This is a genomic window from Kosmotoga arenicorallina S304 (genome assembly GCF_001636545.1).
GTDB lineage: Bacteria > Thermotogota > Thermotogae > Petrotogales > Kosmotogaceae > Kosmotoga_B > Kosmotoga_B arenicorallina.
Map to the genome: position 1 here is coordinate 18499 of NZ_JFHK01000022.1, position 16232 is coordinate 34730.

The 16232-nt window shown below is 41.8% G+C and carries 15 protein-coding genes; all 15 read left to right on the forward strand.

All coding sequences use genetic code 11. The features are described from left to right. Positions 1-7 precede the first annotated feature (7 nt). The 15 genes from AT15_RS08695 to AT15_RS08765 all read left to right on the forward strand — a co-directional run bounded on the left by AT15_RS08695 (position 8) and on the right by AT15_RS08765 (position 16222). Positions 8-997, forward strand: a complete 990-nt coding sequence (locus AT15_RS08695; RefSeq protein WP_068348510.1) for an ornithine carbamoyltransferase — start codon at positions 8-10, stop codon at positions 995-997. Then, positions 994-2358 carry a dihydroorotase gene (locus AT15_RS08700; protein ID WP_068348512.1) on the forward strand — a complete coding sequence of 455 codons (1365 nt, stop codon included), beginning with the start codon at positions 994-996 and terminating at the stop codon, positions 2356-2358. Before AT15_RS08695 ends, AT15_RS08700 begins: the two co-directional genes overlap by 4 nt. A 1-nt stretch (position 2359) precedes the next feature. Beyond that, positions 2360-3658, forward strand: coding sequence for an amidohydrolase family protein (locus AT15_RS08705; RefSeq protein ID WP_068348515.1), 1299 nt, complete (start codon positions 2360-2362; stop codon positions 3656-3658). 14 nt (positions 3659-3672) lie between these two features. Further along, the gene (locus tag AT15_RS08710) at positions 3673-4761 is read left to right on the forward strand and encodes a 4Fe-4S binding protein (protein WP_068348518.1); all 1089 of its coding nucleotides are present in this window, start codon (positions 3673-3675) and stop codon (positions 4759-4761) included. Beyond that, positions 4758-6002, forward strand: coding sequence for a threonine synthase (gene thrC, locus AT15_RS08715; protein ID WP_068348521.1), 1245 nt, complete (start codon positions 4758-4760; stop codon positions 6000-6002). Before AT15_RS08710 ends, thrC begins: the two co-directional genes overlap by 4 nt. Further along, a complete protein-coding gene (locus tag AT15_RS08720) occupies positions 5992-6465 on the forward strand; it encodes a (2Fe-2S)-binding protein (RefSeq protein ID WP_068348523.1) in 474 nt (157 codons plus the stop codon). Before thrC ends, AT15_RS08720 begins: the two co-directional genes overlap by 11 nt. Then, the gene (locus tag AT15_RS08725; protein ID WP_068348526.1) at positions 6458-7069 is read left to right on the forward strand and encodes a nucleotidyltransferase family protein; all 612 of its coding nucleotides are present in this window, start codon (positions 6458-6460) and stop codon (positions 7067-7069) included. Before AT15_RS08720 ends, AT15_RS08725 begins: the two co-directional genes overlap by 8 nt. Beyond that, on the forward strand, positions 7044-7820 hold the full coding sequence (locus tag AT15_RS08730) for an XdhC family protein (RefSeq protein ID WP_068348529.1): 777 nt from the start codon (positions 7044-7046) through the stop codon (positions 7818-7820). Before AT15_RS08725 ends, AT15_RS08730 begins: the two co-directional genes overlap by 26 nt. 2 nt (positions 7821-7822) lie before the next feature. Next, on the forward strand, positions 7823-8656 hold the full coding sequence (locus tag AT15_RS08735; RefSeq protein ID WP_068348532.1) for an FAD binding domain-containing protein: 834 nt from the start codon (positions 7823-7825) through the stop codon (positions 8654-8656). Then, complete coding sequence (locus AT15_RS08740; RefSeq protein ID WP_068348535.1) at positions 8656-9492, forward strand: FAD binding domain-containing protein; 837 nt, start codon at positions 8656-8658, stop codon at positions 9490-9492. The genes AT15_RS08735 and AT15_RS08740 overlap by 1 nt, the downstream gene beginning before the upstream one ends. Beyond that, complete coding sequence (locus tag AT15_RS08745) at positions 9489-9962, forward strand: (2Fe-2S)-binding protein (protein ID WP_068348537.1); 474 nt, start codon at positions 9489-9491, stop codon at positions 9960-9962. The genes AT15_RS08740 and AT15_RS08745 overlap by 4 nt, the downstream gene beginning before the upstream one ends. Next, positions 9955-12294 carry a xanthine dehydrogenase family protein molybdopterin-binding subunit gene (locus tag AT15_RS08750; RefSeq protein ID WP_068348540.1) on the forward strand — a complete coding sequence of 780 codons (2340 nt, stop codon included), beginning with the start codon at positions 9955-9957 and terminating at the stop codon, positions 12292-12294. The genes AT15_RS08745 and AT15_RS08750 overlap by 8 nt, the downstream gene beginning before the upstream one ends. Before the next feature lie 2 nt (positions 12295-12296). Further along, the gene (locus AT15_RS08755) at positions 12297-13427 is read left to right on the forward strand and encodes a sugar ABC transporter substrate-binding protein (RefSeq protein WP_068348543.1); all 1131 of its coding nucleotides are present in this window, start codon (positions 12297-12299) and stop codon (positions 13425-13427) included. Between the two features lie 73 nt (positions 13428-13500). Further along, positions 13501-15480, forward strand: a complete 1980-nt coding sequence (locus AT15_RS08760; RefSeq protein WP_084251675.1) for an ABC transporter permease — start codon at positions 13501-13503, stop codon at positions 15478-15480. Continuing rightward, a complete protein-coding gene (locus tag AT15_RS08765) occupies positions 15473-16222 on the forward strand; it encodes a Rossmann-like domain-containing protein (RefSeq protein ID WP_068348548.1) in 750 nt (249 codons plus the stop codon). The genes AT15_RS08760 and AT15_RS08765 overlap by 8 nt, the downstream gene beginning before the upstream one ends. Positions 16223-16232: the final 10 nt, after the last annotated feature.

Sequence of the window (16232 nt, forward strand, 5' to 3'; positions counted from 1 at the left end):
GGTAGTAATGAGTAGTATGCTCAGAGGACGACATTTTATAACGACACAGGAATTCTCGAAAGATGAAATCGATTTGATGTTGGATCTTTCTTCCGATTTGAAACGGAAATTCGCTGTCGGAGAACTAACCCCGTGGCTTCTTTATAAGACGGTTTTCATGATTTTCTTTGATGAATCCACCCGCACCCGAAATTCCATAGAAGCCGGAATTACCCAGCTGGGCGGGCACGCACATTTTTTGAATCCCAAGGTTATGCAAACAGCTCATGGCGAAGTAGCTCGCGATACTGCGATGATACTTTCGAGGTATGGGCACGCCATTGCGGTTAGACATTGTGCTTATAAAATAGGAAATGCATATCTGAGAGAGCTTGCAAAACACTCTTCTGTTCCGATACTCAACCTTCAAGACGATTATTACCATCCCATGCAAGTGCTTGCTGACATGATGACCATCCGCGAAAAATTCGGTCAAAACACGAGAGGCCTTAAAGTAGGGATCAGCTGGGCATATGCAGAGAGCCACCTGAAACCTCTTTCGGTTCCTCAATCTCAGATTTTGCTTTTCCCGAGATATGGTCTCGATGTCACTCTTGCATATCCCGAAGGCTTCGATTTAATGCCTGAAATTGTTGAACAGGCCAAGAAAAACGCAGAAGAAAACGGGACAAAATTTGAGATATCCCATGACATGGATGCTGCCTTTGAAGATGCCGATATTGTTATCCCCAAATCCTGGGGTGGGTTCTTCGTTTCGGATAATCCAGAAGAGATAATGGCTGAAACGAGAAAACACAAAGACTGGATCTGTACACCCGACAAAATGAAACTCGCAAAAAGACACGCTATATACATGCACGCCTTGCCTGCTGACAGGGGCAGAGAAGTAGTTAATGAGGTAATTGACGGGCCACAATCCGTGGTAATTGATGAAGCCGAAAACAGATTGCACACAGCGAAAGCAGTAATGGCATTAACAATGGGAGGCAGGCCGTGAGCTTCGAGCTCTCTTTAATCGGTGGAACCCTTTGTGATGGCTTTACAGTAAGAAAGGGCAATGTATATGTTTCAAAGGGAAAAATAAAGGCCATCACTCCCAACGACGTTATTTTTGAAGCCAGACAGTCCTATGACTGTGCTGGCTTATTTGTTTTTCCGGGGTTTGTTGACCCTCATGTCCATTTGAGCCTCGATTTGGGAAAATACATTTCTGCAGATGATTATGAGAGTGCTTCCGATGCCGCTCTGAGTGGCGGAGTAACGACCTTCTTTGATTTCACCGAGCCTGTATACTCCAAAGATAATTTTGAAGATGTCTTAAATGAAAAACTTTTACAGGGAAAAAGTTCGAAAATCGACTTTGGACTGCATCTTACTCTCGGGAAGAATAAAGGCTTCACCGCGGAAGATATAGCCAATTTTGCCATCAGTAATGGCATTCCATCCGTCAAGATATTCACAGCATATGGAGACAGCAACAGGCGCACTGACAGGGGCTTTATGTATGAATTATTCAGACAGTCATCAAAAAAAGGATATGTTGTGCTGGTTCATGCGGAAGATGATGAGCTTATAAAAAGCAATGCGAAGCACATTCCCGAGATAATCAACAATCTTTCCAGAATAAGGTCAAGTGAAAGCGAGTTGGTTGCGGTTTTTGATGTTGCATTGCTTGCTCGATTAGCAGAAGGGCAGATTTATATTGTTCACCTTTCAAGCGGTCAAACGATGGAAGAATTAAGCAGATTAGAAAACAGCTGGTACAAGAATATCGTTATTGAAACCTGTCCACAATACCTTTTGCTTGATGATACAAGATTGATCGGAGAAGATAATTATCTTTTTAGTTTTTGCCCGCCTTTGAGAAGTACGGAAGAAAGGGAAAAGCTTATTCATTATCTCAAAGAGGGAAAAATCAAGACAATAGGTACTGATCATTGCCCTTTCAGTGTTAGCGAGAAAATGGAAAACGCTCCAAATTTGGGTTCTATTCCCTACGGTATTCCAACACTCGGTTTTACCTTTTCGCTTTTAAGGAGCATAATATCTGATCCTTTGCTTCTTATAAGATTACTCTCCGTAAACCCTGCAAAATCGTTGGGTCTGTTTCCAGAAAAGGGATCTTTAATACCCGGAACAGATGCGGATCTTGTTGTGGCTGATATGGAAAAGGAATGGACAATAGAAACACCGACTTACGGAAAAGCCGAATATTCCCCATATCTTGGCCTGAAGGCCAGGGGGAAAGTGTTAAAGACTTTTCTGAGAGGAGAATTGGCTTACGACGGGAAGGAGGTAACCGTTTCCGCAGGAAGGGGAAGGTTCATTATGAGAAATCCCATACATTGGGGGGATTAACTTGCTTATCAAGAATGTGTCCGTTTTTACAGGAAAGGATTTTATCAAGCACGGATATGTAGTTGTAAGAGGCAATAATTTTGACTATGTGGGGGGGACAGAACCAGAAGGTAATTATGATGAAATTATTGATGGAAACGGAAGGCTTTTAATGCCAGGGTTCATAAATGCCCATACCCATATTTATTCGGCCTTTGCAAGGGGGATGGCGCTTGATTACTTCAATCCTTCTTCCTTTACCGAGCTTCTGGAACAGCTTTGGTGGAGACTGGATAGAAAATTAAGCTTACCAGAAATAGAGTTGAGCGCTTATATTGCAGCTGTTGAATCTTCTGAATCGGGAGTTACATCTCTTATTGACCATCACTCATCGCCTGCTGAAATTTCAGGTTCATTAAATACCATTGCAAGGGCGGTAAATGATGTAGGATTACGCGTAGATACATGTTACGAAGTTTCTGACCGTGATGGAGTTAAAGCAGCAGAAAGAGGCATATCTGAAAATGTCAGCTTTTTCGAAAGGAGAAACGAGTTCAAAGGAGCTCATTTCGGGCTTCATGCTGGTTTTACCCTTAGCGATGAAACACTAAAAAAAGTTTCAGAAGCATCAAAAGGCAGGATTCCCATACATGTTCATGTTGCAGAAGGACCGGAGGATGAAGAGAGTAGCCTTTCAAGATATGGAAAACGCGTGGTGCAGCGTTTTTATGACTATGAGCTCCTGATACCCGGCTCGATTTTTGCCCACTGTATTCATGTCAATGATAATGAGTTAGCGCTCATCAAAGAAAGGGACGTTTATGTGGTAGTTAATGCACAATCAAATATCAACAACGGAGTTGGAATAACATTCTGGCCACATTTTACAGAGCGAGGAGTGAAGGTCGGAATCGGAAATGATGGTTTCGGGTTCAACATCGCCAATGATATCCGTTTCTTTATTTTAACTCCTCATCATGAGAAAAGAGATCCAAAAGTATCCAGCACAAGAGATTTGCTAAACACGTTTTTCAAAAGTAATGCCGAAATCGCTTCCAGATCATTTGGCATAAACCTTGGCTTCATAGAGCCTGAATACAGAGCAGACTTCATAATTGTCGATTACAATTCGCCTACCCCTATAAATAGCGAGAACTTCAGTGATCACTTCTTCTATGGGATTATTGACAATTTGAAGGTGATTGATGTCTATGTTTCTGGTAAACCCGTAGTGAAACACGGGAAAAACATTACCATAGACAAAGAGGTTCTGTACAGCGAAGCAAGAAAAATTGCAAGCTCTTTGTGGAGAAAAATATGAAAGAGGGTATGAGTATGGATTTGAGTGTGGAAATTGCTGGAATAAAACTGAAAAATCCCGTTATGCCTGCTTCCGGGCCACTTACAGGAGATGATAAAAAAATGCTTGCCCTGGAAAGGTTAGGCGTAGGGGGAATGGTTACCAAGACCATTTCTTCAAAAGCGGCAGAAGTCCCAAGACCCTGCATAATAGCGGGAAATAACTATGTTATGAACACGGAACTCTGGACAGAGTTCCCGCCGGAAAAGTGGGAAAGCGAGTTTTTACCGGCGTATCGTGCCAAAAGCAACATTCCTCTGATAGTGAGTTTAGGTTATACGCCTGACGACCTTAATCTTTTAGTCCCGAGATTTGACAGATTTGCAGATGGGTTTGAGTTATCCACACATTATGTAGCCGATGATCCGAAATTGATGAAACAATTGATAAAAGCGGTCAAGATTCACACAGATAAACCCGTATTCTTGAAATTTGACCCGTCAGTACCAGACCCGGAGGGCATGGCTAAAACTATAGAAGATGCTGGTGGAGACGGTATTGTCATTATGAACTCCCTTGGCCCTGCATATCCTCTGGATAGGAACGCAAGAAAATCTTTTCTGGGCAGCAAAGATGGTTTTGGGTGGATAAGCGGTCCAGTGATCAAGCCACTTTCACTTGCAATGGTTAAGCGAGTAGCCAAAGCCACATCATTGCCCGTTATTGGAGTAGGCGGCATATCAAGTGCTCAAGATGTCATTGAATTCTTGATGGCTGGCGCAGCAGCGGTTCAACTTCTATCAGCGGCATTGATAAGAGGAAAAAGCGTATATAAACGAATAGTAGATGAACTTCCGGAAAAGCTTAAGAAAATTGGTGCACAGACCGCGGGAGAAATAGTTGGGATAGCCAAAGATTCGAATAGTAAAGCTTCTTTCAAAAGAAGGCTTCCGGTTATTGACAAAGAAAAATGTACCCTCTGTGGTCTCTGTGTGGATATATGCCCGTATTTCGCTTTGACAATCGAAAATAATGCTGTTGCCGTAAATCAGGAAGAATGTTTTGGGTGTGGGTTATGTCAGAGCCGTTGCCCAGTTAAGGCAATCGGAGGTGTACTGGAATGAAAAAGTTCCTACTGCGTTGCCTCCATTGTGGCAGAGAATATTGCCCTTCAGAGATAGAATACACATGCCCGCATTGCGGCGACAGATTGGGAACGCTTGAAGTCATTTACGACCGGGGATATTTGAAAAAAGCTGTTAAGAGAGAGCGTTTTGAAAAATTTTCGCCAAAGGGGATATGGCAATTTGAAGCACTCTTGCCTGTGAGTGAAAATGGGTGGAAACCACCTCTTCTCGTTGGGAATACACCTTTATACAAATCCAGGAAATTATCTGAAAAATACGGAGTTGGTGAGTTATTTATAAAAGACGATGGAAGAAACCCCACAGCTTCTTTTAAAGACCGGGCTAGCGCGGTAGCAGTTGCAAGAGCCGTCGAAAAAGGTTATGATACGCTTTTTTGCGCATCTACCGGAAATGCTGCAAGCTCATTGTCAGGATTATGCGCTGCTTCAGGATTGAAGAGTTATATTTTTGTCCCGGCCTCGGCTCCTGTTGCAAAATTGACCCAGTTGCAGGTTTATGGCGCAAGGGTAATCCCGATTGACGGAAGTTATGATGAAGCCTTTGACATTTCGATGAAAGTAGGCTTTGAAAATAATTGGTATTGTCGGAATAGTGCGATAAATCCATACCTGCTCGAAGGCAAAAAAACTGGCGCGCTAGAAATTGCTGTTCAAATGAATTGGGCTTTGCCTGATTTTGTTTTTGTGTCTGTTGGTGATGGAACTGTACTGAGCAGTTTTCATAAGGGATTCCTGGATCTAAAAGAAGCCGGTTTAATTGATGAAATTCCAATTATTGTTGGGGTGCAGGCAGAGGGAGCTGATGCGATAATAAGAGCCTATGAAAAAGGAGAGCCTTTCGAACCAGAGGATATAGAGGCTTTTAGCGTTGCTGATAGCATTTCTGTCGGAAAACCCCGCGATTTTTTGAAGGCATGCGTTTACACAAAAAGAAACAAGGGTCTCTTTGTAAGGGTTTCAGATGAAGATATATTGAATAGTATAATTGAACTGGCACGGGCAACAGGAGTCTTTGCTGAGCCAGCAGGCGCGACAGCCTTTGCAGGTTTTAAGAAGCTTCATAGCCAGGGGCGTTTATCCTCTTCATCACGGATAGTCATTGTGGTAACAGGCAACGGCCTGAAAGACCTCAAAGCCCCACAAAAAATGCTTAAGCCTCTTAAAAAAGTACCTGCAAATTTGGACAAAGTCAGGGAGGCGATAGGTAGTGATTGTTGAGTTCACTTTAAATGGCAAAAAAGTTGAGTACGATGTCCGGCCTGATATGCGTGTACTCGATTTTTTGCGCGATGAATTGGGATTAACAGGTCCCAAAGAAGCCTGTGGTGAAGGTGAATGCGGTGCATGCACAATTATTGTAAATGGACTGAATGTACATTCCTGTTTAATGCTGGCTGCCGAACTCGATGGTAAAGAAGTATGGACTATTGAAGGCTTGAAAGGACCGGATGGTAAACTGCATCCTATTCAGGAAGCCTTCGTAGAGGCCGGTGCTATTCAATGTGGTTTCTGTACCCCGGGTATGGTTATATCAACCAAAGTGTTGCTGGACAACAATCCTTCACCCACGCGTGAAGAGATAAAAAAAGCACTCGAAGGAAATCTATGCAGATGTACTGGCTATTATAAGATAATCGATGCTGTGGAAATCGCGGCTGAAAAATTAAAAGGCGATGAATAGAGAAGAAATTGCCATTGTAATTCTTGCTGCTGGCGGTTCGAAAAGATTTGGTGGCAACAAACTGTATTCACCACTAATGGGGAAATCCTTGATTTCTTATGTTCTAGATGAATTTTGTATTGAAGATTTTGGCGAAAAATTGCTTGTGGTGAATCCGGATTTTCCCGTAAAAGATGTTGAGTGCCAGAATATCAATATCATTATAAACGATGATTATCAGAAAGGGTTGTCAACGAGTCTTGTACTGGCGACAAAGGAAGCCATATCTCGAAAACAAAAGGGTCTTTTCATCTCACTTGGCGATATGCCTTTTATCACCAGAGAGGATCTTGAGAGTTTGTTTAGGGCTGTTCAGGATTATCCTGACTGCATTATTGCATATAGCTATAATGAAGTAAAGGGATTTCCAACTTATGTACCCGGGAAGTATTTTGACAGGCTTTTGAAATTAAGGGGAGATAAGGGGATAAAACAGCTCATCGCTACCAAAGAGGTGAAAGTGAAATACCTCCAAGGATGCTGGCGCAATACATTTGATATTGATACCCCCGGGGACATTGAGGAGGCTGAAAAATTACTTGACAACCTTAAAAAACTTGATTGAAAAACTTCCATATAGCGGGGAATATGTTCTCGCAATTGTGGTTTCTGCAAAATCATCGAGCTTCCGAAAATCCGGTGAGCTTTACGCTATGGATGAAAATGGCAGAACTTTCGGAAAATTTGAAGGGGCTTTTGGTGAATTTTTGCTGAAAAATCTAAAAAGAGCTTTATTTAGCGGCGAATCTTTCCTTGAACGCTTTATCGAATTCAGGGCTGATGCGGGTAAACATGGCGCTACATGTGGTGAAAGGACCGAGGTGTTTTTCATGTATCAGGGTGAAGGGCCGAAAGTACATATTTTTGGAGCGGGTAATATTACCCCGTTGTTACTTAAGGTTTTTGAAGTGGCCGGGTTAAACTGCACTGTGATTGACGATGACGAAGTGTTTTTGTCTAAAATCAAAGGCGCGAGAACTTACAAGGTTGACTATAATAAAATGGAAGGCTTTCCAGAAATAAAGCCGATAGATTTTTGCGTAATAGTTACCAGAGGGCATATCAGGGATCTTGAAGCGCTGAAAGTGTGCTTTGAAAAAAAACCGCGCTATATTGGTATGATTGGTTCTGAGAAGAAAAACACAGAACTTAAAGAGCGCTTTATTTTAGAGGGTTTTGGCGAAGAGGATTGGGAAAAAATCCGAACTCCCATCGGGCTTGATATCGGTGCAAAATCTCCAGGGGAAATTGCTGTGGCTATCGCCGCTGAAATAATATCTGAAAGAAGGAAAAATGTAGAGAAGAAGGGGGTGTAGTGGTGAGCTTTGATGTCCTGATGCCTGAATCAGAGGATGAGCTCCTTACTTTGTTGATGAGTGAGAATGCCAAAATAATGGCTGGCGGTACGGATATTCTTGTCCGTATAAGAGCCGGAAAGATAAAGCCTGAAAAAATTATTAGCTTATCGAAAGTTAGAGGAATGGATGAAATAATAGATAAAGGCGACCGCATTTACATTGGCTGCAAGGTTACGCATTCGGCAGCGTTAAGTTCTGAGATATTAAAGGAGCATTCCCCTATAATGCTTATGGCGTTAAGAGAAATTGGCTCTCCGCAGATAAGAAACCGGGGGACAATCGTAGGGAATATTGTCAATGCTTCGCCAGCAGGTGATTCCATTATTCCGCTCTATTTGTCAAATGCAAGAGTAGTAATAAGTGGTCCAAAGGGAGAATACAAGCTTCCCATAGAGGAATTCATAAAAGGACCCGGCAAGACAGCGCTTTCTATAGGTGAATTTGTGAGGGCTGTGGAATTTGAAAAGAGTGGAAGTTGGTATCCGCTGTTTTACAAAGTTGGTCAGAGAACAGCCATGGCTATTGCAATTGCTTCAATCGGGTTGCTGGTGAAAGATAATAATCTCAGGATAGCTTTTGGTTCCGTAGCCCCCACAGTGGTAAGGGCCTACAAAGCGGAACGTTATTTTGAAAGAAATAACGGGAATATAGCTGTTATGGACGAATTTATTGAGCTTTGTATGGAATACATTTCGCCAATCGATGATGTAAGGGCTTCAGCATGGTACAGAAAAGAAGTTATAAAAAATCTTTTAAGGGATACCTTTAACTCTTTGAGGAAGAAGGTGTTGTAATGCTTGTGAATGTTAAGGAATATTTCAAACCTACCACTGTTCAGGAAGCATTTGAACTGTTTAACGAGGACAGAGCACATTCTGTTTTCCTCGCAGGTGGAACTACCGTTGCATTGATGAAATCATCATCTATTGAAAGAATCATCGACCTTGAAAACGTCGGGTTAGATACAATTACCGAAAAGGATGACAATTTGATAGCAGGCGCTATGGTAACCATTGAAGATTTTCGGAGAAATGAACTGGTGCGTAAACATTTCGGAGATTTTTTCTTTAATGCCTTCTCAAAAGTTGCAAGCTGGCAGTTGCGAAATATGGCAACGTTGGGAGGTTCTGTTGCCCCAAAACTTGGCTGGTCAGATGTAACAGCATGCTTGATTGCAAGTAATGCACGTCTAATCGTTTATGATAAGCAGGGATTCCGGAACATATCCATTGATGAATTCAACCACATTCCGAAAGCGGAGAAGCCTTTGATAACAAATATCGTTTTTTCAGGCGACGGGTATTCCTATTCCTTCAAGAAATTTTCAAAATCTACTTTTGATATTGCAATTATCAACGTTGCCGTCGGCTTGAAATTACAGGGAGATATCATTGAAGATGCGCGAATAGTTATTGGCTCACGACCTCAATTTCCCGAAAGGTTCTCTCCTGTGGAAAAGGGTATCCGTGGTTTGAAGCTGGACAATACGACTGCTTCCATAGCCAGAAATCTGACTTTCGAAAATTATGAGGGTGGCTCCAATTTGATGGGATCAGCCGAATACAGACAGCATCTCGCATCTATTTTTGTTGAGCGGGCGTTGCTTGATATAAAGGAGATGGTACTATGATGCTTGAGTTAACTGTTAATGGAAGAGTTCACTCTGTTGAAATTAATCCGGGGGAAATGCTCCTTGACGTGCTCAGGCGATTGGGGTACAAGAGCGTGAGAAGGAGCTGCGATAACGCCAGCTGTGGAAATTGCACAGTTCTTCTGGATGGGAAACCGATACTTTCCTGTACAACTTTCGCTGCCAGGGCTACCGGACATAAAATCGAAACTGTTGAATCCCTTGAAAAAGACGGAATTTTGCATCCTATCCAGGAATCCCTTCTTGAAACAGGGGGCGCGCAATGCGGCTTCTGTATACCTGGTTTCGCCTTAACCGCAAAGGCCCTTCTTGAAGAGAATCCAGAACCGACGGAAGAGGAGATTCGAGAAGCTCTAAACGGGAATCTTTGCCGTTGCACTGGCTATGAGTCACAAATCAGGGCTATCCTCAACATAACTCACAAGAGAGGAGGCCTTTCCAATGACTGACGCGTTGAATACTAAAGAACTGAAATGTTTTAATGCAGTAAACAAGAGTGTAAAAAAAGTAGACGGTATTTCCCTTGTAACAGGACAACCTGTTTATACAAACGATTTTGATGTTCCAGGTGCTCTTTATGTAAGATTGGTTAGAAGTTCTCATGCGCATGCTATTATTAAGAACATTGATACTTCTCAAGCGCTGAAAATTCCGGGTGTTGTAACGATCCTAACATACAAAGATCTTCCCCGTATCCCCTTTACACGTGCTGGGCAGGGATATCCCGAGCCATCGCCATATGATACCTTTGTGCTTGATAAAAAAGTCCGATACGTCGGTGATCCAGTTGCGATTGTTGCCGCTGAAACGGAAAGAGCTGCGAAACTTGCTGTCAAAGCCGTTAAGGTCGAATACGAAGTCTTAGATGCAGTTCTGGATTTTGAGCAAGCAATAAGCGAGAATGCTCCAATAATACACGATGAACCGGAAGCGGTTGGGATTCATGATGCATCAAGAAATATAGCGGCACATTTCGAAATGGAAATCGGCAATATTGATGAAACGCTAAAAAGCTGCGATAAAGTAATTACAAGGACTTACCATACGAAGACTCAGCTTCATGCAATGATGGAGCCCCATGCTTCTATAAGCTATTTTGATCCAAACGGGAAGCTGACTGTTATAAGCTCCACCCAGGTACCTTTCCACGCTAGAAGGATTTTAAGCAGGCTGTTCAACATTCCTATAGGTGATATAAGAGTAATAAAACCACGTATTGGGGGAGGTTTTGGAGGAAAACAGGCCATTCACCTTGAACCATATGTGGTCGCTGTTACTTTAAAAACAAGAAGACCTGCAAGGATGGTTCTGGATAGATCAGAAGTGTCAATGGCTACAAACATTCGACATGAGATGAAATACACAGTTACAGTCGGCGCAACTTCCAATGGCGAAATAAAAGTCATAGACATGGAGGGGCTTTCCAATACCGGTGCTTATGGAGAGCACGCACTGACGACATTTATGGTTGCGGGATCGAAAACCCTTCCTTTATACAACAAAGTCGAAGCAGTAAGGTTTTCTGGAAACGTTGTCTATACAAATCTTCCATCTGCAGGTGCTTACAGAGGTTATGGTGCTCCTCAGGGTTTGTTTGCCCTTGACTGCACCATAGATGAACTTGCACGCGAATTGGGGCTTGATCCCCTTGATGTAAAGGAAAAGAATTCTATTAGAGAAGGAGAAAGCTCGCCGATATTCAGAATTATGGGAGAGGGTAGAGAAGGAGTGGATCAAATAGTTCGCAGTTGTAAGTTGCAGGAATGCATAGATAAAGGCAAAGCGGCAATTGGATGGAACGAAAAGTATGGGAAGAGGTTGAAAAATGGCAGTAAAGTTAGGGGTGTCGGTTGTGCCATTGCCATGCAGGGTTCAGGTATTGCGAAAATCGATATGGGTGCTGCGACGATTAAAATGAACGAAGACGGCTCTTTCAATTTGCTTCTCGGTGCAACGGACCTTGGAACAGGTAGCGATACGATAATGGCACAGATAGCCGCCGAGGTTTTGCAGGTTAGTTATGATAAGATCAAAGTATACTCTTCTGATACCGATTTAACTCCCTTTGATACGGGTGCTTACGCATCAAGCACTACTTATGTTTCTGGAAATGCAGTTAGGAAAGCAGCCGAAATGGTCAAAGAAAAAATTTTAGAGAAGGCTTCTGTTTATCTTGAAGAACCCAGGGAAAATTTAATGGTGGAAAATGCAAAGGTAGTATCTACAAAAACCGGTCGCGAAGTAACTTACGAAGAGCTGGGCACAAAGCTTTTTTACACCTTTGAACAGGAGCAAATTGCAGCGACCGCTTCCTATGTTGGTGAAGAGTCGCCACCACCATTCCTTGCGTCTTTTGCAGAGGTTGAAGTTGATCTTGAAACCGGTAAAATTGAACTTGTGAAATTCGTTTCTTATGCCGATTGCGGTACTCCCTTAAATCCAGTGCAGGCATTAGGGCAGCTTGAAGGTGCAACGATGCAGGGAATAGGATGGGCTTTATTTGAAGATGTTATTTACGGGAAAGACGGAAGGATGCTTACGAATGATTTCTTCACCTACAAGATCCCGGCACGTATGGATTATGGGAAACTCGAATGCGGTTTAGTAGATAGTTATGAGCCAACAGGACCTTTTGGAGCAAAAAGTATTGCCGAAATAGGTATAGATACTCCCATTCCCGCAATTGCTAACGCAATTTATGATGCCACAGGAGTGCGTCTTAGAAAAGCTCCCTTCAACAGCGAAGAGCTCTTTTTTGAGATTCTCAAAGAGGAGGTTTAGCGTTGAAAAAGGGTATAGTATTAATATTTGCTTTGGTCGCTTCCAGTGTTTTCTTTACAACCAGCCTTACCCTTTGGATAAGCTGGGAAGGCGAAGAATTTTTCAGCGAGGTCGCAAAATTATACACACAAGAAACAGGTATAGAAGTGAAGATCTTAAATGTCCCTAAATTGGACGACAAATTATTCACCGCTTTAAGAACAGGAAATTTACCGGATATTTCCATGGTAAAGGATGTTTATATTGAACGGTTATCAAAATCAGGATTTTTGACGAAACTTGATAGCAAGGATATAGAATTGATAGGGAGCTTTGATAGAGAATGCCTGGGACCTTATTCTTTCGATAGCACGGTATTTGCTATACCATATTATGCAGATGTTCAGGTAGTTTTTGCAAATCAAGCTCTCCTGCAAGGTCAAGGAATTTCTTTTGACGCAGGTTATGGTATAGAGGATATTGAGGAAATCGCGGAAAAATTTGCTGGTAGTAATATAATTCCTGCCGCGTGGGATTTTATGTCCCCTTATATTTTTTATCCCTTCCTGACGGCATTTGGTAATCTTAAGAATGAGGAAGGGAAACCTATTTTTGATTCCTCAGAGATTGGAGAGGGCATTGAATATATAAAAAGCCTTTTTGACAGTGGAACCTTTGTGAGAATGAACCGTGGAGCTCTTGTGAACTCTTTTGAAGACGGGAAAATAGCTCTGCTGATACAGGGTAGTTATCTTGCGAAAGATTTTGAAGAGGCTGGCATCGATTTTAAGATGCTTCCTTTTCCAGAAGTTAATGGCAAAAAAGTAAAACCGGTAATTGACTCAAAAGGGTTCGCAGTTTTCACCAAGGAGAAAAAAGATATTGCGATAGGCTTTCTCAAATTCCTTTACTCTAAAAGCATTGATTTTTGTATTGAATACAACAAGATTCCCCTCTGGACTTCAAAAGTTCCTGATGAGCTCTCGGAGCTTTATGATATATACAAAGAAGGGCAATATATGTTCAATGGTTTGAAGTTTCAGTCTCTGTATTTCAATACCATGAAAACTGTACTTCAAGCAGTTTATTCAGGTAGTCTTTCGGTGGATGAAGCACTCAAAAGTGCGCAAGATTACGTGAATTCGAATTGGTAATATGGGAGGATTTTTTTTAGGCACCGCGTTGATTCTTTTCATGATTGCAATATTTTCACGGAGGGCCACTTTTATGGCCCTTCCGCTTTTGTTAGTTGTAATACTGGTTACTGTTCTTCCTTTGATATGGGCTTTCTCGATTTCCTTTTTCAGATACGGGATTTTTGATACTTTTCCAGCATTTGTTGGACTCCATAATTACAAACTCGTATTTCAGGATAATGGTCTGAAATTGTCTTTCCAGATAACTTCTCTCTGGGCTTTTCTTAAAGTTTCACTGGAATTTATTATCTCCTTTTACCTCGCAATTTCGCTGCGTAAAACATCTATGGCAAACAGAGCCATCCTGCTCTTAATAGGCTTGGGGTGGTTCATGCCATCATTCATAAGCGTCTCAGCCTGGAGGGCTTTTATACAGGGATACGGCAGCAATTCTATCTTCAATATGATTTGCAATTTGCTCTTTGGAACCACAGTTAATATATCTACTCAACCTGCTGCCGCTTTTATTGCAACCCTTTTGGTGAGCGTATGGCTATCTATACCTATGAGTACAATGATAATTATCGCCATGCTTCAAAGCATCCCCGAAGACGTTGAAGGTATGTTGTTAATCGATGGCGCCAGAGACAGTGTTCTTTCAAGAATACTTTTCGGTCAAATCAGATATCTTCTAATACCATACTATTTTTTTCAACTCGCAAGGGCCTTTAAGGGGTTTTCGACTGCATTTTTGCTTAGCGGCGATGGTCCACTCCTTCCTGGAGGCTTTACTCCACAGACCATAGTGGGATCTACTTCATTTTTGGGAATAGTACTTTACAGGAAATTTAGCATTGAAGAAGACTATGGTGTGCTCTCAGCATATTCTGCTGTTGTTGGGCTTATAATGTTTCTGTGGTTAATAGCTGCTTTGAGTTCGAGGGCAAGGGTTCCGAAAAGGCATCGTTATATAATGTTTCTTGCAGCTGCTTCTCAATTATTTGCTGGCTATTATCTCGGATTGGGGATGTGGCCTTTTATAGTCGCAATGGGTTACCTTTTCTCAATTGCACTTATTCCAAAATTTAAAAAGGCTTTCAGGCTTCTTTCAGCGCTGCTTGTAATAACTGATGCCGGACTTTGCATTTATTCTGTCTATCTATGGGGCTGGAAAGGTATTAATCCGGCGACTTTTCTTGCTGTTCCGGCCATAATATTATCGCTAAGGTATAAAATACCCGTATTTAATTATTCAATTCCAAAGGTGATTAAAGGAATATTGAAATGGATTCCGGGAGTCATAAGCCTATCTATATTGATTTATATAGCGCTATTAGCGCTTTCAGAAAAAAATAGCGTTTTGCCAGAATTTACCAAACTAACTCTCGGGAATTTTTCCACGGTGTTTTTTAAGCATGGACTCTGGCTTAATTTACTAAACACATTGAAAATAGCATTATACAGCATTATTATACTCTTTGTTACTGCTTTACCATTCAGCTACCTTTACTCACGCAGGAAGAACAGAGGAACATCACTGATGATGCTAGTTATCCTATTCGGAGGAATTTATACAGGAATGCACACATTATTGCCTTTATATATGATTTTCAACAAACTAAACCTTTTGAATTCCCTGATTGGAATTGCTATTGTAGTCGCAAGTCAGGCTGTTCCTCTTACTGTAATAACGATGAGTTCATTCTTTTCCAGGATTCCCGAAGAGTTTAGAGAGGTTGCAAAACTCGAAGGTATGACTGAAGGCATTTATTTTTCCAAGATTGTTTTGCCATTAAGCTTACCTGTAATTGCGGGGATTTTTGTTTATGTACTTGTGAGTTCATGGAATGCCTTTACCCTTCCTCTTGTTTTCATCGACAAAAGTGAACTCATGCCTTTTTCATTGAAAGTTTTTAGCTATGCCGGTGAGATAGGAAGCTTTTACACTCGATGGAATCTCTTTGGCGCAGCTTCACTAATAGGGATTATTCCATTGCTGTTCTTGTATAAATTCAATCAGAGATTATTGTACTCGAAAAATCTTGCTGAAGGGGGAATAACCTATGAATAGCATTTTCGATAGGGTCCTTGAAATTGCCGCAAAATATGGAAATGATATGGCAGTTATAGATTATGTTGTGGGCACTGGAATGACAGCAGTCAGGCTCTCATCAGGAGACGTGGGCGTGGCACATCTTCTCAGGGATGAACTACCTTCTGGTTGTACCCTCTTTGATGAGCTTTTCAGCACACCATGCCCTATCTCAAAATTTCTTGAGCTCGGTAAAATATACCATCCTATAACCGTAAGCCTTGCATTGGCTGCGGCAAACGCAATATTAAGCAGCAAGTTAAGCGACAGAGAATATTCTGAGTCAGACATATTCGAAATCCTGAAAATCGAAAGAAGTGATACAGTTGGATTTATCGGAGATTTTAAACCATTAACATCACAGTTAAGGGGAAAAGTCGAAAAACTCTTGATTTTCGAAAGGCATATAAGTGAAGATTATTTGCCGGATTGGGCTATGCCGTGGAAGCTTAGAGAATGCACTGCCGTTGTCGTTACGGGAACAACCTTCATGAACAGGACAATAGACAGTATCCTGAATTCGGTTAGTACAGATAGAGTAGTGGTATTCGGGCCTTCAACTCCACTTGTATCAGAAGTTTACCCTGAAACTGTGAAAGCGATAGGCGGAGCAAAGGTTATTGATCCGGATCTCGTAATGAAAGTTGCTTCAAGGGCCGGCGGGACAAAGAATCTTTACAGGCTTAAAGCAGCAAAAAAGGTCACCCTGATTCTAAGGTAAAAAAGGCGGC

Excerpts from the sequence above, each read along its gene's own strand:
- AT15_RS08695 (WP_068348510.1), top strand. The coding sequence starts at position 8 with ATGAGTAGTATGCTCAGAGGACGACATTTTATAACGACACAGGAATTC.
- AT15_RS08710 (WP_068348518.1), top strand. The coding sequence starts at position 3,673 with ATGGATTTGAGTGTGGAAATTGCTGGAATAAAACTGAAAAATCCCGTT.
- thrC (WP_068348521.1), top strand. The coding sequence starts at position 4,758 with ATGAAAAAGTTCCTACTGCGTTGCCTCCATTGTGGCAGAGAATATTGC.
- AT15_RS08725 (WP_068348526.1), top strand. The coding sequence starts at position 6,458 with ATGAATAGAGAAGAAATTGCCATTGTAATTCTTGCTGCTGGCGGTTCG.
- AT15_RS08740 (WP_068348535.1), top strand. The coding sequence starts at position 8,656 with ATGCTTGTGAATGTTAAGGAATATTTCAAACCTACCACTGTTCAGGAA.
- AT15_RS08745 (WP_068348537.1), top strand. The coding sequence starts at position 9,489 with ATGATGCTTGAGTTAACTGTTAATGGAAGAGTTCACTCTGTTGAAATT.
- AT15_RS08750 (WP_068348540.1), top strand. The coding sequence starts at position 9,955 with ATGACTGACGCGTTGAATACTAAAGAACTGAAATGTTTTAATGCAGTA.
- AT15_RS08760 (WP_084251675.1), top strand. The coding sequence starts at position 13,501 with ATGGCCCTTCCGCTTTTGTTAGTTGTAATACTGGTTACTGTTCTTCCT.
- AT15_RS08765 (WP_068348548.1), top strand. The coding sequence starts at position 15,473 with ATGAATAGCATTTTCGATAGGGTCCTTGAAATTGCCGCAAAATATGGA.